This is a genomic window from Rhizobium acaciae (assembly GCF_025941625.1).
In the GTDB taxonomy this organism is placed as follows: domain Bacteria; phylum Pseudomonadota; class Alphaproteobacteria; order Rhizobiales; family Rhizobiaceae; genus Rhizobium; species Rhizobium acaciae.
Genome location: NZ_JAPCZO010000051.1, coordinates 1 through 21,341, shown reverse-complemented (window position 1 = coordinate 21,341; position 21,341 = coordinate 1). Strand labels below are relative to the sequence as shown.

Below are 21,341 nucleotides of genomic sequence, written 5' to 3'. Positions count from 1 at the left end.
TCTTCGAACCTTCGGATTGGTGCAAAGCTCACGGCCGACGGCATCGCCCTCCGAGGCATAGATCAGGTTCAGCACGCCGTCCGGAAACCCCGCCTTTTTCGCGAGCACAATCATTGCGCCCGCAACAAGCGGCGGTTTCGTCATCAGCGCGTGGAGGCCACAGCGAGCAGACTGAGGTCAAGGCCCCTGAAACGGATTGGCGTAGCCCATCCACCACGCAGATGGATCTTATCCAAAGAATCGATTTTGCCAGTCTTGTGCGAGCCACTAGACGACAGCAGGTGATCTGCCGCGAAGAAGCGATCGCTGCGTGAGGCGACCGTGAGCAGTTGCTGTAGCGTCACTCAGTGAGGGTATTCGAGTACGCCGCGACCGGCGTGGAAGGAACGCTAAGAGGGAATATGTGCGGGATTGTAGGTATCGTGGGAAACCAGCCGGTTTCGGAGCGACTCGTCGACGCGTTGAAGCGCCTGGAATATCGGGGCTATGATTCGGCGGGCGTGGCGACGATCAACGGCGGTGAGCTGCATCGCCGGCGCGCCGAGGGCAAGCTCGTCAATCTCGAGGCAAGGCTGAAAGAGGAGCCGCTGGCCGGCGCGGTCGGCATCGCCCACACGCGCTGGGCGACCCATGGTGCGCCGACCGAACGCAACGCCCACCCGCATTTTACCGCCGGCGTCGCCGTGGTCCACAACGGCATCATCGAGAACTTCGCAGAGCTGAAGAGCGAGCTTACTGCCGCAGGCGCCGAGTTCCAGAGCGAGACGGACACCGAGGTCGTCGTCCAACTTCTCGCAAGTCTGCGCCGAGAGGGCATGGGGCGGCGCGAGGCAATGCTCGCGATGCTGAAGCGCGTCAGCGGCGCCTACGCGCTAGCCGTCCTGTTCGAAGACGATCCCTCGACCATCATGGCGGCCCGCAACGGACCGCCGCTGGCGATCGGCCATGGCGAGGGCGAGATGTTCCTTGGCTCGGATGCCATCGCGATGGCACCTTTCACCGATAAGATCACCTATCTGATCGATGGCGATTGGGCCGTCATCGGGAGGACCGGCGTGCATATATTCGATATCGACGGCAACCCCGTCACGCGGCCGCGCCAGATCTCCACGGCCGCCACCTATGTGATCGACAAGGGCAATCACCGCCATTTCATGGAGAAGGAAATCTACGAGCAGCCGGAGGTGATCTCCTATGCGCTCGGCCACTACGTCAATTTCGTCGAGAACCGTGTGTTCCCGGCTTCCGATGTGATCGACTTCGCCAAGTTGGCGAGCCTTGCGATCTCCGCCTGCGGGACGGCCTATCTGGCCGGGCTGGTCGGCAAATACTGGTTCGAGCGCTATGCGCGCCTGCCGGTCGAAATCGACGTCGCTTCCGAGTTCCGCTACCGCGAGATCCCGCTTACACCGCAATCGGCGGCGCTCTTCATCTCGCAGTCGGGCGAAACTGCGGATACGCTCGCGTCGCTGCGCTACTGCAAGGCGCACGGCCTGAAGATCGGCGCCGTCGTCAACACCCGCGAGTCGACGATCGCGCGGGAGTCTGACGCCGTCTTCCCGATCCTTGCGGGACCCGAGATCGGCGTCGCCTCGACCAAGGCCTTCACCTGCCAGCTCGCCGTTCTTGCCGCCCTTGCCATTGCCGCCGGCAAGGCGCGCGGCACGATCAGCGATGCGGAAGAGCAGACGATGGTCAGGAGTCTCGCCGAAATGCCGGGCCTCATGGATCGGGTGCTGAACAGCGTTCAGCCGAAGATCGAGTCCCTGTCGCGGGAACTCTCCAAGTGCCGCGATGTGCTCTATCTCGGCCGCGGCACGAGCTTCCCGCTCGCCATGGAAGGCGCATTGAAGCTCAAGGAGATTTCCTACATCCATGCCGAAGGCTATGCCGCCGGCGAGCTGAAACACGGACCGATCGCCCTCATCGACGAGAACATGCCGGTGATCGTCATCGCCCCGCATGACCGCTTCTTCGACAAGACGGTCTCCAACATGCAGGAGGTGGCCGCCCGCGGCGGAAGGATCATCCTGATTACCGACGAGACGGGCGCTGCCGCGTCAACGCTCGACACGATGCACACGCTCGTCCTGCCGAATGTCGAAGAGATCGTCGCGCCGATGATCTTCTCCTTGCCGCTCCAGCTTCTCGCCTACCATACGGCGGTCATCACGGGTGCGCATGTGGACCAGCCGCGAAACCTGGCAAAATCGGTGACTGTCGAATGATCTTCAAGCCGAAGGCGGACGAGGTTGGGAAACGAATCTGAAATGAAGACAAAGGAAACATAGCGCGCTTCTATGCGATGTCGACGGAATCGAATCTCTTGGGCGGTTCCGCGCTCGTCCGCCGCCAAATCCGACAATTCCTACAAGGTGGCCTTACTCGGATGCATACACTAGACTTAGACAAAGTCAGACGTGAAGCACTGGCAATCAGGCGATCCCCATGGATTTTGATTGGCTCTCCTGGGTCGGCACGGCACTTGCTTCACCCAGCTCAACTCGGCGCGGCATTGACTGAGCGTCCATGAACAACCCACGAAACATGCAGACGTCACCGTTCGCTAGATTTCTGCGCGACTTTTGCAAGCGCAGCCGCGCACCGGTCGGAAACTGCTAGGGACAACAAAACAGGCCTCTTAATGAACATGCGTGCTGGAGCTATATTTGTATCATTTGACGCTGTCGCTGTTTCAGGAATTACTGTCGAAGCATTGAAGATCGCTAAAAAACTTTCGCGCAAAGGGATTAAATCCTATCTCGACCTGGGTTATGATATAAAAATAGATAAGGGGAAATTTAACAAACCTTACAAAAACGAGCACGAAATTTATAGCGATCTACTTACCCTGGTTCGCGTTGATGAAATTAACTGCATTCCCCACTATAATCTAGACTTTATAGAACGCTCGCACAACGTTCTTATCGGTCGCAAAACGATTGTTTCTTTGGAAGAGCAGGAAGAAATCGTCCTTGCAATCAACCAATCGTCTCGACAGCTGGCCCGTCGAATTGTTCAGTTATGGGAGAGGCTGAATATCATTCATGTGATCGTTGAGAACGGTACACTTCCAGAGAACATAATTTACACCAAAGCCCTTTATCTGGCGATTGACGTCTACGGGAAACGTCATGGGCTGGGCAATTTCGTTATCTGGCGCGATCACGATTTAATGTGGAATAGTGAAATGGCGGCGATGAAATACGGCCCAGCGCCGTATCCTCACGCCGTTAAGCCCGTCGCGTCCAGCCATATAACATACGTCACAGTCAATAATCACTTAAAAAACAAGCTTGAGGAGTGGTGCCATCATGGGGTGGAAATTAAGGTTAAGAAGAACGCCTATGATTTCACCAAGCTGGGTAATTATACGAACATCAGGGAAAAACTGTCCATTCGTGACAATGATATTCTGATAGCCCGCACCACACGCATTATTCCTCAAAAGCGACTTGACAGAGACATTTATCTCGTCAGCCGGCTCAACCGGCTTTTCCGTCAGAATGGTATCGATCGTAAGGTTTTTCTGGTTGTGGCAGGCGATCCTCATGAAGACCATGCTTCCTACCAGGAACTGAGAGCCTTAGCAACAACGTTAGGCGTGGAGTCGTTTATCAACTTTATTGGCCCTCTTCCGCATGAGCGTTCACAGATGCGTCTATACACTATTGAGGATTTGTATTTTTCTTGTGATCTGGTCTCGTTTCTGACGTCTTGGGGTTACGACAGCTACGGGAATCCCATTGGCGAAGCGATTAGCTTCCAGCGCTGTTACATCACCACCAATTACGAATATTACTGGGAGGTCTATGGTCAACATGGATTTGAAGCGCCCGTTATGGCGATATCAGACAAGGAAGATGGCTTGCCTGATGAAGCGTTTATTGATGATCTGTACCGATTTGTCAATAATAGGCAACTAATGAACGACGTTGCCCAGAGCAACTTTCAAATTGGCAAAAAGGTACTTTCCGACGACGTAGTCAATATTATGGACTTTGATTCCAGAGACAAAATGCGCGTCAATGTTTTTGTATCGGTTGTGCTGCCGGTTTATAACGAAAGCGAGTGCATCAATGACGTATTGCGCTCTCTTGTTGATCAGAAAACAAACGGCAGCATGATTTCTAATGAAAGTTATGAGCTTATTATTGTTGATAATAATTCGACGGACGACTCCATTGAGAAAATTCATGCCTTCAAGGCCAAAAATCCGCATGTGGATATTCATATTATCAAGGAAACCGTTCAGGGTGTCTCGTCCGCCAGAAAACGTGGCATGGATTACGCCTCTTCCCGCTCAAAAGCCCGTGACAGCCGCCTGGGCGTTCAAAAAAAGCATTACATTGTTTCCGTCGATGCGGACTGCAGGGTAGAGCCCGACTGGCTGCACGCGTTGATTGGTAAAATGGTGGAGGAAAATGCGGATCTGGGCACGTGCAATTATTATTACAACGAAGAATCCTTCCGTCACCGCCCCAACCTTTTCCAGGAGATCCAGAAAACCCTGCGCTGTCGTGACATGTCGTTCTCGTTGTTCGGCGGCTTTCCGGACGGCAAAGGTTTTGCCGTTGAGCGCACTCGCTACGACGAGGTGGGCGGCATCGAAATTTTCTATCAGTTAAACAATGGGCGCTTTGTAGAACACCTCTCCGATGACTGGGACTTTGGGATTCGGGTAATCGCCTGGGGAGGCAAGCCGGTTTACGCCCAGGATTCCCGAGTCGAAATTAACAGCCGGCGCGTGAATACCATCCTGGAGGAGGTGATCGCCGGTACCGCGTACGGACAGGATGGTATCATCATCATGAAAGACGTGCGTCCGGATGCGGAAGAGCAAAAGCCAATGATTTGCGACACCACTCCCACGCAGTCGCAGCAGGCCTGGTTCTACTCGATCAAGGACTACGTTCCCAAAAACATCGTGTTGCCTTCGTTACTCAACCCGCAGATCTTGCTGGAAAATCCCGCGGTGCGTGAATTCTTTACCGGACCGGTGGCTGACCGCTTGAACCGGCGAATCCATGAAATCAAGCACGAATCGCGCATTATCGACTTCAAAGCGATCCATGCTTATAAGACCCCGGCATATCGGCTTTATTTTGAATTCCGTAACGAAATTTTCAGTGCCCTGCGGCGCGCTGTTGGTGAAGACATCGGTTTTCCGCCGCCGTTACCGGCCTGCTTCGATGCGGTCGAACCGGAAGATTTCGAGCGCTTTGTCTACTACTTCTGCGAAGACCGTGAGTCCGGCGAAGCTCATAACTACTTCGCCAACGGCGGGGTATTCTGATGAGCGAAGCTCTGAACTCGCTGAACGATATCGATCGGAACTATCCGATGCCGCGAGTATACGATTTTCTCTCCCGTCCGGAGAACAGAGCTGTTCTGGAGTATGTGTTTAACGACTCGTTCGGTTGTCACGTTTTCCCCGGTGATATCTCCGGTTACCCATTCGATAAATTTTTCGATGACATGGACCGGGAAATCAAACGGGCAAAGCAGATACACCTTTGGTCGTATATCCCCACCTGCCGCTACCGTTGCCATTTCTGCCAATACCCTACAGTTACTCTGAACCCACAGGCCACTTCCTCGCAGGCTGTGTTCCGGGAACTAGTAGAATGTAATATCAAAGAGGCCACCATGTGGCTTCGGAGCGTTCCGTGCCTTGCACAAGCCGAAGTCGGCGAATTTAACATCTTCGGGGGCACGCCATCACTGCTTCCTGAACCTGAGCTACGGCGCCTGATGGATTTCTACCGAAGCAATTTTAATTTTTCTGCTGCCACCATGCGCTTTGAAGGCGAGCCGAGGACCTTGACCAAAGACTATCTGCAGCTTTTAAAAGAGTTGGGGTTTACCAAAATTAGCTTCGGAGCGCAGGCCTTCAACGACCGCATTATCGCGGCCTGCGGACGTATGCATTCTGCCGAAGAGTGCGTGGAAGCCATTTATAACGCGCGCGAAATCGGGATCGAATGGGTCAGTATCGACCTAATCTACGGCATGTTAGGCCAGAGCGTGGATGACGTGAAATTTGACATGGAGAAAACCCTCGAGCTGGAACTTTCTCACGTAGTCTGTACCAAGTTACACATGGAAGATTCCATGAAAAAGCGTACGGCCGTTTCCGGGGAACGAGAAAGCGTATGGCAGAAAAAGGGGCGTGTTAATATCAACAACATGGACTTCCCAGGGCTGGGTAAGCAGTACCAGATGCGCGAGCTGGTCGAGCAGTACCTCTTGCCCAGTTATCTGGAACACCCGACGATGTATTTCCACCGGAGCAATCAGCGTCCGGAAAAATGGAAAGGCTTAATTACCGACCTTGATACGCAGTACCCGGAAGTGGCCATTGGCCTCGGCGGTAGCTCGAAATGCACGCGGGCCGAGGCCATCAACATCACCGGCTACAAAAAATACAAGGAAGCTTTGGATGAAAACCGTCTGCCGATTGAGGAAAGCCGCGGTGTCTCCTCGCTTCAACGCGAAGTTAACGCCTTTAAAATGGCGCTTTCCACGCTCATTCCGGTGAATGACACTTTGTTCAGACAACGTTTTGACGGCAAAAGCTTTTTCGACAACCCGATTATCCGCCGTACGCTCACGACACTAGTAGATAAAGCGCTGGTCACCGCCGAAAGGGACACGGTGACCCTCACTCCCAACGGGGTGACGCTAGTCGAAGCGATAATTAACACCTTGTTCCTAACACCCGAAGCCTGAGGAGCGTCGGCTGCGCGTTGCACTCTAGACTCGCTGAGCCGTTGGGTAGGAAAGGCCAAGAACCTTTTCGCATTGTGATAGTTTGAGCCCCTGATCAACACGGATCGTCTTGGGATAGCCGACCTGGCGGCACCCCCGTTCGAGCGTTTGCACGACATCTTCACCTCGATAACTGTGACGCGGATCAAGCACTGGCACATAGCGCGAGAAGGTGAGAAGGTGTCGACCACCGTCAGAACCGCAGCTTCTTTCCGGTCGCGAGCTGATATCGAATTGTTGTTCAACCGACTCGATCCTAAATTTCGGATTGAATGGTTGTTGCAGTGAACAGCGAGGCATCCAGAGGCAGGTTTCCGAACGCGAGTTGGCACAGGAGATAGTTGGCTCCTGCCGCTTCCAGCTGGTTGGAAAGAGCTCGTCGGACAGAAGCCGCCGTTCCCGCTACACATAATTCACTCTCGATTGCTGCATCGAACGTCAGCGGCAGGTTTGGTGGAGTCGGGATCGCATTGAGGTCGTAAAGGAATTTAAAGCTCTGAAGCCATCTTTCGTAAGCAGGTGCGGCCAGTGAATACGCCTCCTTCTCAGACCGTCCAATCACGACCATTCGAAGCAGGCCTAGAAATGGCGCCTGCCCATCCGCCCCAATGGTGTGCCTTCGACTGGCGCGGAAGGCGTCAGTGATTCTGCGAACAGAAGCGGAAGGACCCACACACGCGATGTTTGCGCCGTTCACAGCCGCCCAACCCGCGGACTCGGGTCGACTGGTGGCGATCCATGTCGGCGGATGCGGACGCTGATAAGGTCTGAGCGTTAAAGGAACGTCCTTCACCTCAAAATGGTAGCCTTGATAGGATAGCGTGCCCCCTTTCATCGCTTTGACAAGGATTTCGCTCGCCTCCGCATAGCGTTCTGATACGGCTTCTGCATCAACCCCGAAGTACCCCAATTCGATCGGGAGGGAACCGCGGCCTATACCCAGTTCAACTCTGCCACCGCTCAGTTGGTCCAGCATGCAAATCTCTTCGAACGCGCGCAGCGGATGACAAAGGCTAAGCAGCATCACCATGGGGCCGATACGAAGATGACGGGTGCGCTGTGCGACGCTCGACAAGAACAGATTTGGCGACGGACCTCTCCCATGCGGAGTAAAATGGTGTTCTGCGAGGTGATAGCCATAGAACCCGAGGCGATCGCAGGCCTCCGCCAGCACCAGGCGATCTTCATATTGCCGGGCGATATCGCTGCCGTCCTCGTCCAGGTGATCGAAGATGCCGATGACTAGCTTTGAAGAAGAGGGTGTTTTCATTCGAGGATCTCCAACTTTGACGCGGAAGCTTCAGGCGATGGTCCGAGAGACGAAACACGCCGGTTTCTTTCTGGAGTCGGGCTTTGTCCTTGCCTGGCTCTAGGTCGCTCGTGCGAGCCTAGCGGTCTTGTTCTTTCCAGATACGTTGAACTGCTAGGCAATGGGAAAGCGCCGGGCTTGCTCTGGAGCCACGGACCATCGCCTCTGTGATTGGTGGACCAGAGACTAAAGCTGCTCAGCAGCCGACATGCTCATGCATGACGCTTCGGGAAATCTCACGGACGGCTGCAACAAACGCATCCATCTGAGACCTTGTACCGATGCTAACGCGGATGCAATTCTCCAGGCCCTTTTCAGGAAAGACAGCAACAAGTATCTTTCGGCTTTCCAGGCATGTTAGCCACCAGCTTCCGTTTCGTCCCAGCGGTACACGGGCCAGCAAGAAATTCGCGTGGGAGGGAATAACAGAAAATCCAAGTTGCGACAGAGCAACACTCACTCGCTGTCGTTCCTGCTTGATATATCGGTGGTTTTCTTCATAGGCGGCGCATTGCGAAAGAATGCTGATGCCAATCGCATGGCCGATCACGTTCATGTTGAAGACGTTCTGGATGTTGCGCAACCTTCCAATTACTTCAGGATGACCCAATCCGAAACCAACGCGGATGCCGGCGGCGGCATAGCTTTTCGAAAATGTTCTAAGGATAAGAAGATTCGAATGACGCTCTATGAGGCGTAGAGCATTATCAGGTGCGAAGTCGACATATGCCTCGTCCAGGACTATCAAGCGATCCGATTGTGTTACGAGGCACTCAATATCGGCCACTGGAACAAATGTTCCGGTCGGATTATTTGGATTTGCTAGTAGGATGAACTTGGCATCTTTCGCGGGTCCGCGAAGCAGCCGCTCCATCGGCAAGGAATAGGTTTCGCTCCATCCAATGTCGAGAATTCGGGCGCCCTGCAACATGGCTAGTTTGCGGTTGAACGAAAACCCTGGCGACATCATCGCGACGCTGTCGTTCGGCGCGAGGAAAGCTCTGTAGATGAGCCCGAGAAGTTCCGACGATCCGTTTCCGGCGATTACCTGGTCCCGAGAGAGGCCGTAGGCATTGGCGGCTGCGTCCCTCAAGCTGAGGTTGTCATCTTCTGGATATAGGTACTGCCGTTCGAGGGCCGAAATCGCACCTCGCATGACGACGGCAGGCAACGAAAATGGATTCTCATTCTTGTTTAGCTTGATGTAGCTATCATCCGGCGCTGTCGAATTGGAGGGCAGAGCATCGAACTGTCTCGCCACCTGCGAGAGAGACGAAAGCACACTCTGCAGTTTTGCATCCGGCATAATTTTCTCCGCTTCGATTGCTAAAGTAAAGACGGGGAGACGTCTCGCGTATGACTCCGCGTTCCCCATGTCGACTGCGGACGAATTCCCCCTCTGACAGAGTGCAGCGCCGCAAAAGCATATCCACGAGACCAGAACGAGTGAGGAGGGTCAATTGCGGTTACTGCATGATATAATTCCATCATGGCCTCGGTCATTCTTTCATGGTGCGGCAAAGGCTTTCCGGCACAGGGAGCCGAATGATAGGGGGGCTTTCGGCTAGCAATCTGCGTCGTCAATTCACTCCCAATTTCGCGTCTCGAGGAACTCCTCGACTTTAAGCGCGAGTTGCGCCGGTTCGTGGCCAACGGTTTTGAGATGCAATTCAGGGCTTTCGGGTACCTCGTACGGAGATGACACGCCGGTGAAGTTCGCGATCTTACCGGCGAAGGCTTTCTCATAGAGGCCCTTCGAATCGCGCCGTGCGCATTCCGCTAATGGCGTGTCGACGAAGATTTCGATGAACTCACCTGGGCCCATCAGCTCGCGCGCCATGCGGCGCTCGTCTCGGAAGGGCGAGATGAGGGAGACGATTACGATCAGTCCTGCATCGGCCATCAGCTTGGCCACTTCCGCAACGCGGCGAATATTCTCAACGCGATCAGCGTTGGTGAAACCAAGATCGCGATTGAGGCCGTTACGCACATTGTCGCCGTCTAGCAGATAGGTGTGCCTGCCACGTGCATGCAACGACCTGTCGAGTGCATTGGCGATTGTTGACTTGCCAGATCCGGATAGACCGGTGAACCAAAGAATGGCCGGGCGTTGATGCTTGATCTCGCTACGGTCTGCCTTATTCACGTCGAAACCATGCCAATGAACATTACTGGAACGGCGTTTCTGGGGAGCGATCATGTCGGTGCCAAAGGTCGCATTGTTAGGACGAGTTCGTCGCTATCTCGCGGCATCTCCACCTCGTTGTGCTATCGTTCGCAGAGGAAAGGAGTGGCCACGCTGAAAAGAGTGCCTTCTTCGTGAAGCGCACGCGAACCGCGGAGGAGTGTTTTCCCGTTAAAATAGAGCATAGTGGGCCTGCGGGACGGTTTGAATTGGTTCAGGCCATGGTCTCAGAGACCAACAGGAGATATCTAATTACCGCTCTTGTCCAGTACTTCGCCGACATCAAAAAAGCCCTCGTAAGGCCCGTTGGCAAAGTGACGCCGCAACTCTTGAAAATTCTCTACTGTTTGGTCGAGCGACCGCTGTTCCTGTCGCTGGAGCATGGCGTCACCAGTAAGTTGACGACTAGGAACTCCCAAGAAATCCCAGATCGTTGATAAGCATTTGTCGGGGTCACCCAAAAGACCCTCGTATTCGATCTCAAGCATGTTGCTCGAGGCAAAGGAGCGCGTGACGCGAGTGTGGAAATCCTCGGTGGTCTTGAAGTACGCTTCGCAGTCAGCGATAGTCAATGTAACGCGGGGCGGCGAAGCTGGGTCCTTGTCAGAACTGAACTTCAGCCATTGCCCAGACTCCCTCGCCTGCACCAAAGAACGCAGCGCTTCCAATGCGTTTTTGCGAACCATGATGATGACCTTGAGGCCCGGCCAACAGACCAGTTCGGAAAAAAAACCTGGCCGTTCGCGGAACTGAGGTTCGTTGATCTTGCAGCCAACGTGCGTCACCTTCGTCTCCTTGCGTGCAGGACAGCGCAGGTAGGCGAGCTCGAGCAGTTCACGATTGCTGCGCAGCAGGCGGCTCTTATCCGGCCAATTCGCATCATATTCATTGAGCAACTCACCATTGCTCAAGACGTTCGGATGCTTGTTTAATAGTGCTTCCAGGTAATGGGTGCCGGTCCTTGGCATCCCAAGGATTACGAACGGTTCAGGTGACAGTGCGGAATTGATCATTGTAAAAGCCAGCTCTCTACGCTTTTGATCAGATTGGCGCGTGTATAGCCAACGCGACCATAGGGAGTTTGCTGGCCTGGTCGAAAACGGCCGACGACCTTGGTCGCAAGCGCGATGTCTTGCCTGCGGCCGATATTGGCACCTCCAAATGTGCCCGTGCGGGATGGACTTGGGTGCAGCTTGGCAGCATCGACAAAGTTGATGCCGGGCTCCAAAGCTGCACCAAGTTGCACGTGCGCCTCGGCTTCAGTGTTCCGCTTCACGACGCCCAAGCCGAGCGCGCTTATCTTTGGGCCGCTGCGGCCCAGTTCACTATATCGCAACACGGATCTCCTTCTCGAAACGGTGGTGAGTGGCATCAAGGCATGAGGCGTCGGCGCAACAGGAAGGCTGACAGGAAATACGGCAATACTGTGTAGACACATAGCACCCCGATGTGCAGAGCGACACTCTCGCCAGGTCGGCCAAGCAGTGCCGGACGGATGAGCTCGATCGAATGCGTAAGCGGCAGGAAGCGCCCCACCTGCTGGAAATGGGTGGGCAGTTGCGAAACGGGGAAGACTGCACCGCTCAGAAACAACATTGGTGTGAGGACGAGTGTTTGATAAAAGATGAAATAGTCATAGCTGGGCGCAAGTGCCGCGACGACCATTGCCAAGCTCGCGAATGCAAAGCCAGTGAGGACAACAATCGGCAGCGCATAGAGAACGGATGGAAATGCGGCATAACCCAGAATACCGGCAACAGTCATGATTCCCGTTCCGGCCAGAAAGGCCTTCGTGGCTGCCCACGCCAATTCACCGACAACGATGTCGCCGAGCGAAAGTTGCGTGCACAGCATCGCCTCCCAGCTGCGCTGAGCATGCATGCGAGCGAACGACGCATAGATCGTTTCAAACGTCGCGGAGGTCATCGCGCTTGCGGCGACCATGCCGGCCGCCAGAAACGCAATATAGGAAGTGCCGTCAACGCGACCGACCATCATTCCGAGGCCAAAGCCAAGCGCGAACAAATAGATTAAGGGGTCGGCGAGATTCCCCAGTATCGACGCGGGCGCGATCTTCTTCCATGCCAGGTAGTTGCGCCGCCATACCGAGATCCAGTTCCACGCATTGGCGGGCATAGCCGCAGACCAGCCTTCAACCATTGTTTCATTTCTCCATGTCGCGGCCGGTCAGCCGCAAGAAAACATCCTCCAGATTCGGAGGGCGCTGCAAAAGCCGCAGACCCGCGCGCCCGCGTAGTTGCTCGTGCACCTGCTCCGGATCGGGCGCATAGCAAAAAATGGTTTCGCCGCTCACTTCGATGCGCTGCGAATACGGACTAATGAGCGCGCGCAGTTCATGGGGATTGCCGCCGTAGATCTCGAGCACGGGGCACCCGATCTGCTCATCGATCAGCGCGTGTGGACGGCCTTCGGCGATGATGCGTCCTCCATCGAGCACGCACAGGCGGTCGCACAACCGTTCGGCCTCTTCCATAAAGTGGCTCGTCAAAATAATTGTCTTGCCTTGGGCCAGCAGCAAGCGCAAGCGTTCCCAGATCAGATGGCGAGCATGGGGATCGAGGCCGGTGGTCGGCTCGTCCATTACAAGCAGTTGCGGGTCATTGATCAGCGCACGCGCGAGCGTCAGGCGTCGCTTCATACCGCCGGACAGTGCAGAGACGCGCGTATCCGCCTTGCTCTCAAGGCGGGCGAACTCAAGCAGCGCCGGGATCGCCGCTTCGATCTCGTATGTGCTCATACCGAAGTAGCGCCCGAACACTAACAGATTCTCGCGCACCGTGAACTCGTGGTCAAGATTGTCGAACTGCGGGACCACGCCGACGCCAGCGCGCGCTAAGCGGGCGCGCGTTGGCACGGGCATGCCGAGTACTGTGATCTTGCCGGCGTCCGGTGCTGCCATGCCAAGAACCATACGCATGATCGTGCTTTTGCCCGCGCCGTTTGGTCCCAGCAGGCCGAAGCACTCTCCCTTTGCTACAGTGAACGACAACCCGTCGACCACGACCTTGTCCTGATATTTCTTGCTTACGCCGGCAAGGTCGACTGCTAGCTTTGACATGCGTTCATTTTACCGTGTTGAATGCGTCCCCACCCGCACGCCACAATTTCACTGGGGAAGAAGCCACCCTCATGGCAATTGGCACTCGTATTGCCCAGCAGCGGCATGCCCGTGATTTTTTCATGTTCGACGAGTAGTTCAGCGACGTTGTCCGGAGAGCTCCTGGCAATCGTTTGCAATCGCGCAATGTCTGGCAAGGTCGCGGCTGATGCCGTGGACTTATCCCCCTTCTCCAGCTCAATGCAGAAGACGAGCCTTCCATTCTCAACAAGGGCGATCGCCTCGCCATGGGTCAGCTTCATGCCAGTGACGCGCATAGTGTCTCCATGCAAATTGGATCCATTAGATTTTCCGAAACCGCGCGAGCAAGCAGTCTTCGTTGGCCGACGCACCCCGGCAATCAAGTCGCTCCGCCTCGATCAACATTTCGTTCAGAATTGCCATGACGGTCTCAGCACCAGCAACGTGGCCCCAGCGCTGGCAGTTCGCATCGCGGGCCGATCCAAAAACCAGGTGTCCACCTGGCGCAAGCATGCTCACAAGGTTACGAACAGCGCCGCGCATCGCGGCGATATCCTCAAGGTAATAGAGAACTTCGGCCACGACGATCAGATCGAAAAGCAGCTTAGTCGAGAACTGTTGAACGTCAGCGACTACCCAGCTGACGTGTGACGGCTCCTTCATCCGCTGTCTCGTTCGAACAATCGCTTGCGGCACAACATCAATCACAGTGAGCCGCTTGCAATGAGGCGCTAGTATTTTCGTGAATGCGCCGGCCGCGCACCCGACTTCGAGTGCGTTTGTGATGGGACCTTGGGAAAGCGATAAGCGAAGCATCTGCGCATGCCGCTCCCGCTCGAACTCATTGCCGTCGAGCCGCCAAGGGTCCTCCGCCGCCAGCTCACTGTGCAATAATTGGTAGTTGTTGACCTGCGTCAAAATTCGCCCTCCGAGTAACAAAGATCAGTCGTCGCTGTAGACACCTGCAGGTGTCACGGTTGAAGAGTCCCTTGCAAGATTCAGTCTCCGAAGCGGCGCTGCATTTCCCGACGTTCCTCCAGCGCTCGCTTCGGACGTCGGGTGTTCTCCACCCTCGGATGTCATGTTCGCAGGAGAGCTGCGCGATAGCCAATCGCTATTGCTCAAAGTGCACAAGGCGTAGGCCTTCATAGGGAGTAAAAAAAACAGGTTGATGGGCGTGTGCAAAGAGAAGGCCAGAAATCGAAGTTGCCGAGCACGGACGGCGGCCACGGCGCAGCGGATCATGGTCATGGAGGCAATCATCATGACTGTCCATAAAGGCACCGTCGCTGTCAGCGCGACTTGCAGGACCCCCGCTAGGACCGCGAGCGCGAGAAGTAGCGATCCGAGATTTTGGCCGATCACGTCCAGCGTGATATAGCGATCGAGGCCCGGTAGTAGTCGCAGCGCTAGCAAAGTGTCGCGGAAAGTGCTCCGTGCCCAGCGCAGTTGTTGGCGCAGATACGGGCCCATCCTATCCGGGACGACGGTTGCTGCTATCGCGTCCGGAACGTAACCGGTTCGAAAACCTGCTTTCAACATCAAAATTGTGAGGTGGCGATCCTCACCGAAGTCGCTTGGCTTGCCCCGGAAAAATTGCGACTCGTACTGGTCAAGTAGCGACAGGAGAGCAGACCGGCGATATATGGCACATGGGCCGCAGCAACACATAACGGCACCGAAGCGAGCCTGTGCCGCACGCTCCTCATTGCAAGCGAGCCAGTACTCCATGTCAATTAACCGAGTCAACCAAGTGTCGTTTCGGTTGCTAGCGGTCAATTGACCCATGGCCGCTCCGATCTCGGGATTTTGCATCTTCAGCGCGAGCTTCGTGACGACGTCGGACGCTAGTGTCGAATCCGAGTCAACGTTGAGCACCAAATCTCCAGATGACCGGCGTATCGCAGCGATCTGAGCCTTGCGCTTTCCGACATTCTCGCGGAGCAGAATGAAGTCGAATCTCGGATCCCCCGCATAGGTGTGGTGTACACGTTCCAATTTTTCGCGATTAGCAGAACCGTCATCAACCACGTAGACGCGCAGTTTTCCGGCGTAGTCCTGATTTGCAATGGAAGCCAGGCACTCGGAGAAGGTGTGTGGGTTCTCGTTATAGCAGGGGACAATGATGTCCACGCTTGGCAGAAACGCGAAGTCCTCCGAGGCCGACGATTGGTCTTTCGGCTGAGCATACAATGTCTGCATGCTTTTATAAGCTGTGGAGAGCAGCGCATAACAGGAGACAGCGCCAATGCCGATGGTGTTAAGCAGGTCCATGGGATGTCACTTTGTTAAGGGATGTTGAGGAAGCGCGCAGATTCCAAATCCGCGCTCGTGTAAGGCTGGAATAAGGCGGGACAGCGCAGTAACGGTTTGGTCGCGCAGACTGTCCGCAGTGCCCGGCCTGACCTCGTCGGGAGGGCATCCATCGTGCAAAAGCACAATTGCGCCTGGCTGGACAGAGGAAAGCACGGTATCGACAATTGCGTCGACGCCGGGCCGAGACCAGTCCCGCGGGTCTACCGACCAGTGGAGGGGCGCCAGTCCAAGGCCCGCTGAAGTAGTAAGCACCTCATCGGTCCAGATGCCATAGGGCGCGCGCACATACCGGATCGACGCCTGGGGGCAGGCCATTCTAACGACTCTATTCGCCTCAAGTATTTCATGGCGAACATCGCTGGTTCCGCATCTGGACAGATCTGGATGTGTCATCGTGTGGTTAGCGACTTCGTGTCCTTCTACAATCATTCGACGGATTAGTTGCGGCTGTTCTGCCGCGTAGGCGCCGATAACGAAGAATGTTGCCGGCACGCGGTGTTTCTCCAGAACGTCCAGGATTTCCGGCGTGGAAAGTGGATTAGGACCATCGTCAAACGTCAGATAGACGTTGCGACCACCAGTGCTGTTGCTGCATGTGCTTTGCACCCTTGATAAGCAGTCAAAATGCGTCACAGCTCTGGTCCATTCCGATCAATGAGCGCGCCGGTCGGCCAATCAGACATGGCCGATCCAACTGGCAAAACGACGACGAGTACGTCTTCCAAGCGGGTGGGGGGCAGGTCGAGATGCGCATCTGGGAGCGTGGATCGCACGCGAACCCCCGACAGAACGGCCGCAGGCAAGTGTCGGCCGAACCTTTCGACGTGTTTTTGCAACGCGTGCCGAACAGCACCGAAACCGAATGGGACACGAAGTTGCTGCAATACTGGATACATAACGCGAAGCGAGTGGCTGATTCCAAGCCCCTCAAGGTCCGGCCGTACTCCATACAATCCCAGCTCAGCCACTAGCAGATCGACCTCACCAACCTTGATGAACCGGCGCAGCAAGCCGATGTGAGCCGCTACACCGTTTGAGTCGTGGGCGATTGCTCGCAGCTCAGGCCTGGCTCCGGCCCAACTCCGACTGCCTTGAAATGGTTTTGCGTTAAAGGCGCCAGTTGGTCCATAAGTGTTCCGAAAGAAGGTTGCGAGTTCGACATGCTCGTCGAGCTGCAATTCACTTTCCCAGCGCAGCGTCCATCGCACCTGAGAGCGCACGAAAGGCCTCCTATTTCTGTCTCTGGAGACGCGTACCCAATGCGGTCACGGCGGTCCATTTGACGTTCGTCAAAAGTATGCTTTTTTAATGCAGCAGCTCCGCAAATTCGCAAAATCGTTTTTGTGGATGGCACCAATCCACGCCATGGAAGTCTGCGAGTATCGGTTGATTGCTCCCCCGCAATCAAAGGGCGAGCACGGCCGCGAGTTGCCGGCATCAATTTGTGCAGAAGGGAGCCGGCCGCGGCATAGTCATCGATCCTTTCGATCGGTCGGGCTTGAGGCCGGCCCATTGTCGCAAGCCTTTTTGAAGATTTGCCGCAACCGCATTACCGGCAGTCTGCATCGAGGCGCGGCATGCCAAAGCGTTCCTCAATGTGCAGGTAAACAAGACCGAGCGCAACGACGCGCGCGGCCATTGCACAGGTGGCGCGTCCTGTTCCGCCCGGTGCATGTGAAGTCATTGGAGAACCAAAAGCGCCAAGCCTTGCTGACGGCGGCGCGACCTATCGCAGGTAAAGACAATGGCCATGAAACCGACATTCGCGACCTATTGCACATTTTGGGCTCAAGTGTCGGGTCGTAGGCTCCGGTCAAATTCGGGAAGCGGATCCGCGAGATCATCGATGGCCTGTCGCTTCAATCGCGGTCAACCGCACCTATACCGGAGTCGCCGCTTATTATGGAAGTGCTGTCTTGCCGACGCGCCCGCGCCGGCCACGGTGCACCTTGTTGGAGTGGTTGAGCGATGCGGATCAACGGCGCCGGCGCCGCGGCTTCAGCGATCACAGATTTAACTAGCCAAACGGTCTCGCCTTCTCCCGCGACAATCGAAGCGCGGCGAATACCGCATTGGTTCAAGACGTGCTCTTTTCTTTGGCCGTCAGCAGCCGTGTTCGGGGTCGACCGGCTTTACCTGTGACTGTGCGGGGTGTTGGTAAAAGGCATCCGCCAAAATATGGTGATCATGGCGATAAACTTCAGCCATGATATTGTAGAGTTCAGGATCGTGAGCCCTGAAGTCCTCTGATGTGACAACTGTGATGTCGCCACGGCGGTAGGCCATATTCGTATTAAACCAATATCGGGTGCCTTCAGCCCAGTACTCGTCGACATTGTTCTCCATATACGCACACGCCCACAAGCCCTTCTTTTTGGCGCTAGTGTAGGCCTGCTCGACACGTGCAACCAGTTCAGAATCCACCGTGCGCAGTGCTTGGAACATATTATGGGAGAACTCATGAACAAGGATGTTGCCTCCGTAATACCGCGTTCCCGGCACGGCCATCAAATTCTCGGCGGCCCCCGTCGTGTAGAGCCCACCGAGGCCGCGCGCCCGCTGCGCCCAGTATTCCCGGTCCGTCATCTTGCCGATCGTGTGGGCGTAATTCCGCCGTTCGCCAGGAGTGAGCCGCGGATCTTCGGGAGCCGGCTTCTTCAAATCACGCTGTTCGGGAATGTCAGTGGTCGTCTCATCAATTGCCATGACGCCCACCCGCGCCCCAGCCCGGATCATAGCATCGCGGACATCACGCCGTTCTGATAACATGTAAACGATAATGTCACGGGCTATCAAGAGTGCCGTGTCTGGAACCTTCTCGGACGAGATAACAGGTATTCCTGCTGCGTCAGCGTATTTCGCGTAGAACGGATCCAAACCGAGCGTTTTCGGCGGGCTGCGTACTATGAATTTACCGAAACTGGATACGTCACCCGCCGGCATCTGCGACGCGGATGACTCCTGATTGCCGCCACCTAGGTTAACAGTGGGCGCAGTTGAAAGACAATTAGCGCAAAGCGCTATCGCCGTCGTGCAGGCGTACATTATGGTCGCAGTCTCATTCATTTGGTGTCGCTCCTACCGGCTCGCGATAAGAAGCGGCAAAAAGCGTGCCGCTACGGGAAGGGCCGCAAAATCCATATTCTACCGGTCATTGGGGGTTTGATTGAAAGCGCATGTAGTACCGAACCGAACATTTCAGGTCGCGAACTCGCCAGTTGTCGCAACAGCACCTGTCAGGACTCGGGAGCAACGGCGAACGACGGTCGCGCCTATGCCGTTCGCCCCGCCCGTGGCAAGCACGATCCCGCGCCCCGATGTGCTCGAACCTGAATGCGGTCGCCTCTGGCCATCCTGGACACGGCATCCGTTCCATGACGATGTTTATTGCTTGTCCAAAGTAGCGCGCATCTGTGCTGTTTGTCACCGTCCGGCCAAGCAAGCTGCGTCGTGCTGCGCGTTTGACGCTAGGTGGGGCACATCGGAGGTCATTCATCACCCTCACGATAGTCTTGCGACTGGTAGCGAACTCTATGGCAATGCTCAGTTCTTTGGGCACGTCTCTCAGCGCGGCCAGACCGCCAAACCAAAAAGAGCAAGCCCACGAAATAACCTACCTGAAGAAGCAGCGAACCGGCGAGCGTTGTGACGATTGCCCTGCTGATGGAATGCCAGACGAGGTAGACCACTACGGGGTTGGTGCACAAGAACAGCAGCAGGATGCGCCAAAAGATTCCGAAGGACAACGTCGTTCTCTCCTGATGTATTCGTCAACTCAAGCAACAATCGTGTCAGCCGCAACATGCGTCTGGCAGTTCTTCGGACAGACGCGGGCACAAGCTCCACAGCCGATGCAGCGCCCAGTATCGTCGACCACCATGATCATGCGATTGAGCTCTCCATCGAAGTCCTCGTCCTCGTCGTCACAGATGCCAAGGATCTCACCCGCGTCGTCGACGCCGTAAAGGTGCATGACCTGGCGCGAGCACACCTTTAAAAAGGTCAAGTGGCGGCAGAAAACTCATTGATTGGCTTTGGGTGTTCGCCTGACGAGCCTCAGGAGGATGGGTCTGCGGCCAGCGCGCGACGCATAGCTTCATTCAGTTGAACACGCTGCGCCTGCCACTGTCAGCGGAAAAGGAAAGCGCCCGCCCGAGGGACGGGGGCACGGTTCAGCATGGGTTTCCGGGTCAGACGAATATGAAGTCCGATGCGGTCAGGCCCAAGCCGGCCAGGCCGTCCACGTTGTGCACATTGCTCAGGTGGGCGAACTCATCAACCTGGTTCTCGGAGGTGACGTAGGCCAGATTCGCCGTCATGGAGTTGTACCCAAAGTAGACGATAATGTCGCCGGCGGTCTCGCCGGAAATGGCACTGGCTGCGTCAGAGCCGTTGAAGAAACCCCGATCGGTGATCACGGCGACCTGCTCCCCGTTAGCATCCGAGGCCGGGCCGCTGTAGAAGGAGTCCACCTGATTGCCAGATCGCGTGCTGTCGTGATTGACGAAGTTCGCGCCAAAACCGTCGTCGCTGCCAAAGCCGACCGCATCGAATGCGAAGGTGTCCGATGTCGGGTCGAAATCCAAGATGGTGGTGTTGTCCGAATCCGGCCCATAGTGTGGGTCGTATCCGGGGATCGGATTGTGGAACTGGAACACAAAGGTGTCGTTGCCGGTGCCTCCCGTCAGAGTATCCCTTCCGTTACCGGCGAAGAGGACGTCGTCGCCGGGGCCGCCGTAGAGTTTATCATTGTCCTCAATGACGATTCGCGGTTTGTCGCGGCCGTTGTCGCCATAGAGGTAGTCGTTACCCTCATCGCCGAAGACGTGGTCACTGCCCTCGCCACCGAAGACTCGGTCATTGCCCTCGCCGGCGGAGATGGCATCGTTTCCGGCACGACCGTCGATCCAGTCATCGCCCTTGGGGTCGGTGAGTATATCGTCACCATTGCCGCCAAAGAGACTATTGCTGCCCGAACCGCCAAGAATTGGTTTTTCCATCGCGAATACTCCTTATTAGACAGCCCACCTCGTTCATATTGCTTATCGGCCAATTAGAATAATCCATTGTTTTAATAGAAAGCATCGACATGGCAGATACATCCACGTGCGCTTCGCCTCTCCGTTAGGGGCAGACAAGGCTGGTTCGCCCAGCTATCAATCTGAAGGGACGGTCCGCCAAACGTGCAAGAAGATCGGCCCGAACAGGGAGATCGTCAGGAGGCATGTCGAGGGGCATGCCGATGGACTCGAACGTCAGCACTCAGCCGACGGCGGCGCGGGCCATTATGGCGAGCATCACGAAATCCGTCCCGATCCCTGCCCCACCACCACATCGTTGCAAAACCGCTCCTCTGGCGACGATACGCCGCTGAGCGCATTTTTGGCCGAAGTCAAGATCGCGGACAAACGGAAAATTTACACCAGTGGGTGGTTCACTCACGCGATGCTGCATATGCCATCCCTCTCTGTCATCAGGATCTTCGCATCCGCTGTCCGGCTTGAACTTTCCATCCGCGGCGGTCCGGAGCTCGCCGGGCATCCCGAAGAAATGGTTTCCTTCATCGACGAGCGGTTCCGTATTCCGGCATTCCGGGACCCCTTGAGCGAGACAGACGAGGACGGATCAGCCCGCGAGGTCACCGCAGCGTTCGAGCGTCA

The 21,341-nt window shown here is 55.8% G+C and carries 18 protein-coding genes and 4 pseudogenes; 4 read left to right on the top strand and 18 right to left on the bottom strand.

Features of this window, described 5'->3' with window-relative positions; all coding sequences use genetic code 11:
• A pseudogene (locus OLZ32_RS38520) lies at nt 1-132 on the bottom strand (aldehyde dehydrogenase family protein); the annotation flags it as partial.
• A 269-nt stretch (nt 133-401) separates the two neighbouring features.
• Here OLZ32_RS38520 and glmS point away from each other — a divergent pair.
• From glmS to OLZ32_RS38505, 3 genes are all read left to right on the top strand, one after another.
• Nucleotides 402-2,228, top strand: coding sequence for a glutamine--fructose-6-phosphate transaminase (isomerizing) (glmS, locus tag OLZ32_RS38515; protein WP_264425604.1), 1,827 nt, complete (start codon nt 402-404; stop codon nt 2,226-2,228).
• Between the two features lie 416 nt (nt 2,229-2,644).
• Nucleotides 2,645-5,296 (top strand): glycosyltransferase, encoded by a 2,652-nt coding sequence (locus OLZ32_RS38510; RefSeq protein WP_264425602.1) that lies wholly within the window; start codon nt 2,645-2,647, stop codon nt 5,294-5,296.
• Nucleotides 5,296-6,732, top strand: coding sequence for a radical SAM protein (locus OLZ32_RS38505; RefSeq protein WP_264425599.1), 1,437 nt, complete (start codon nt 5,296-5,298; stop codon nt 6,730-6,732). The genes OLZ32_RS38510 and OLZ32_RS38505 overlap by 1 nt, the downstream gene beginning before the upstream one ends.
• A gap of 87 nt (nt 6,733-6,819) precedes the next feature.
• Here OLZ32_RS38505 and OLZ32_RS38500 read toward each other — a convergent pair.
• The 17 genes and pseudogenes from OLZ32_RS38500 to OLZ32_RS38420 form a co-directional block, all read right to left on the bottom strand.
• Nucleotides 6,820-6,997, bottom strand: a pseudogene (locus OLZ32_RS38500) (IS3 family transposase); the annotation flags it as partial.
• 30 nt (nt 6,998-7,027) lie between these two features.
• The gene (locus tag OLZ32_RS38495; RefSeq protein WP_264425597.1) at nt 7,028-8,041 is read right to left on the bottom strand and encodes an LLM class flavin-dependent oxidoreductase; all 1,014 of its coding nucleotides are present in this window, start codon (nt 8,039-8,041) and stop codon (nt 7,028-7,030) included.
• Between the two features lie 235 nt (nt 8,042-8,276).
• Nucleotides 8,277-9,386 carry a histidinol-phosphate transaminase gene (hisC, locus tag OLZ32_RS38490; RefSeq protein WP_264425595.1) on the bottom strand — a complete coding sequence of 370 codons (1,110 nt, stop codon included), beginning with the start codon at nt 9,384-9,386 and terminating at the stop codon, nt 8,277-8,279.
• 279 nt (nt 9,387-9,665) lie between these two features.
• Nucleotides 9,666-10,310 (bottom strand): annotated as a pseudogene (gene nodQ / locus OLZ32_RS38485) (bifunctional sulfate adenylyltransferase/adenylyl-sulfate kinase NodQ); the annotation flags it as partial.
• A 203-nt stretch (nt 10,311-10,513) separates the two neighbouring features.
• Nucleotides 10,514-11,278, bottom strand: a complete 765-nt coding sequence (locus tag OLZ32_RS38480) for a sulfotransferase (protein WP_264425592.1) — start codon at nt 11,276-11,278, stop codon at nt 10,514-10,516.
• Nucleotides 11,275-11,601 carry an aldo-keto reductase family protein gene (locus OLZ32_RS38475; protein WP_264425589.1) on the bottom strand — a complete coding sequence of 109 codons (327 nt, stop codon included), beginning with the start codon at nt 11,599-11,601 and terminating at the stop codon, nt 11,275-11,277. The genes OLZ32_RS38480 and OLZ32_RS38475 overlap by 4 nt, the downstream gene beginning before the upstream one ends.
• A gap of 35 nt (nt 11,602-11,636) precedes the next feature.
• Nucleotides 11,637-12,425 carry an ABC transporter permease gene (locus OLZ32_RS38470; RefSeq protein WP_264425588.1) on the bottom strand — a complete coding sequence of 263 codons (789 nt, stop codon included), beginning with the start codon at nt 12,423-12,425 and terminating at the stop codon, nt 11,637-11,639.
• A 4-nt stretch (nt 12,426-12,429) separates the two neighbouring features.
• Nucleotides 12,430-13,344 carry a nodulation factor ABC transporter ATP-binding protein NodI gene (nodI, locus tag OLZ32_RS38465; protein ID WP_264425586.1) on the bottom strand — a complete coding sequence of 305 codons (915 nt, stop codon included), beginning with the start codon at nt 13,342-13,344 and terminating at the stop codon, nt 12,430-12,432.
• Nucleotides 13,332-13,661: an L-threonylcarbamoyladenylate synthase gene (locus tag OLZ32_RS39550; protein WP_406649471.1), complete on the bottom strand. Its 330-nt coding sequence runs from the start codon at nt 13,659-13,661 to the stop codon at nt 13,332-13,334. Before OLZ32_RS39550 ends, nodI begins: the two co-directional genes overlap by 13 nt.
• 25 nt (nt 13,662-13,686) lie before the next feature.
• Nucleotides 13,687-14,283 (bottom strand): nodulation methyltransferase NodS, encoded by a 597-nt coding sequence (gene nodS / locus OLZ32_RS38455; RefSeq protein ID WP_406649472.1) that lies wholly within the window; start codon nt 14,281-14,283, stop codon nt 13,687-13,689.
• 24 nt (nt 14,284-14,307) lie between these two features.
• On the bottom strand, nt 14,308-15,639 hold the full coding sequence (gene nodC / locus OLZ32_RS38450; protein ID WP_264425581.1) for a chitooligosaccharide synthase NodC: 1,332 nt from the start codon (nt 15,637-15,639) through the stop codon (nt 14,308-14,310).
• A gap of 6 nt (nt 15,640-15,645) precedes the next feature.
• Nucleotides 15,646-16,314, bottom strand: coding sequence for a chitooligosaccharide deacetylase NodB (gene nodB / locus OLZ32_RS38445; RefSeq protein ID WP_264425579.1), 669 nt, complete (start codon nt 16,312-16,314; stop codon nt 15,646-15,648).
• Nucleotides 16,311-16,901: a NodA family N-acyltransferase gene (locus OLZ32_RS38440; RefSeq protein ID WP_264425577.1), complete on the bottom strand. Its 591-nt coding sequence runs from the start codon at nt 16,899-16,901 to the stop codon at nt 16,311-16,313. The genes nodB and OLZ32_RS38440 overlap by 4 nt, the downstream gene beginning before the upstream one ends.
• Before the next feature lie 883 nt (nt 16,902-17,784).
• Nucleotides 17,785-18,747, bottom strand: coding sequence for a glycoside hydrolase (locus tag OLZ32_RS38435; protein ID WP_264425575.1), 963 nt, complete (start codon nt 18,745-18,747; stop codon nt 17,785-17,787).
• Between the two features lie 422 nt (nt 18,748-19,169).
• Entirely contained in the window at nt 19,170-19,370 is a 201-nt protein-coding gene (locus OLZ32_RS38430) for an exopolysaccharide production repressor protein (RefSeq protein WP_264425606.1), read from the bottom strand.
• An 86-nt stretch (nt 19,371-19,456) separates the two neighbouring features.
• A pseudogene (locus OLZ32_RS38425) lies at nt 19,457-19,675 on the bottom strand (4Fe-4S binding protein); the annotation flags it as partial.
• Between the two features lie 196 nt (nt 19,676-19,871).
• Nucleotides 19,872-20,681, bottom strand: coding sequence for a calcium-binding protein (locus OLZ32_RS38420; protein ID WP_264425573.1), 810 nt, complete (start codon nt 20,679-20,681; stop codon nt 19,872-19,874).
• Nucleotides 20,682-20,787: 106 nt separating this feature from the next.
• On the opposite strand from OLZ32_RS38420, the gene OLZ32_RS38415 reads away from it, so the two are divergent.
• On the top strand, nt 20,788-21,341 hold a 554-nt coding region (locus OLZ32_RS38415), incomplete at its 3' end, for a hypothetical protein (protein ID WP_264425571.1).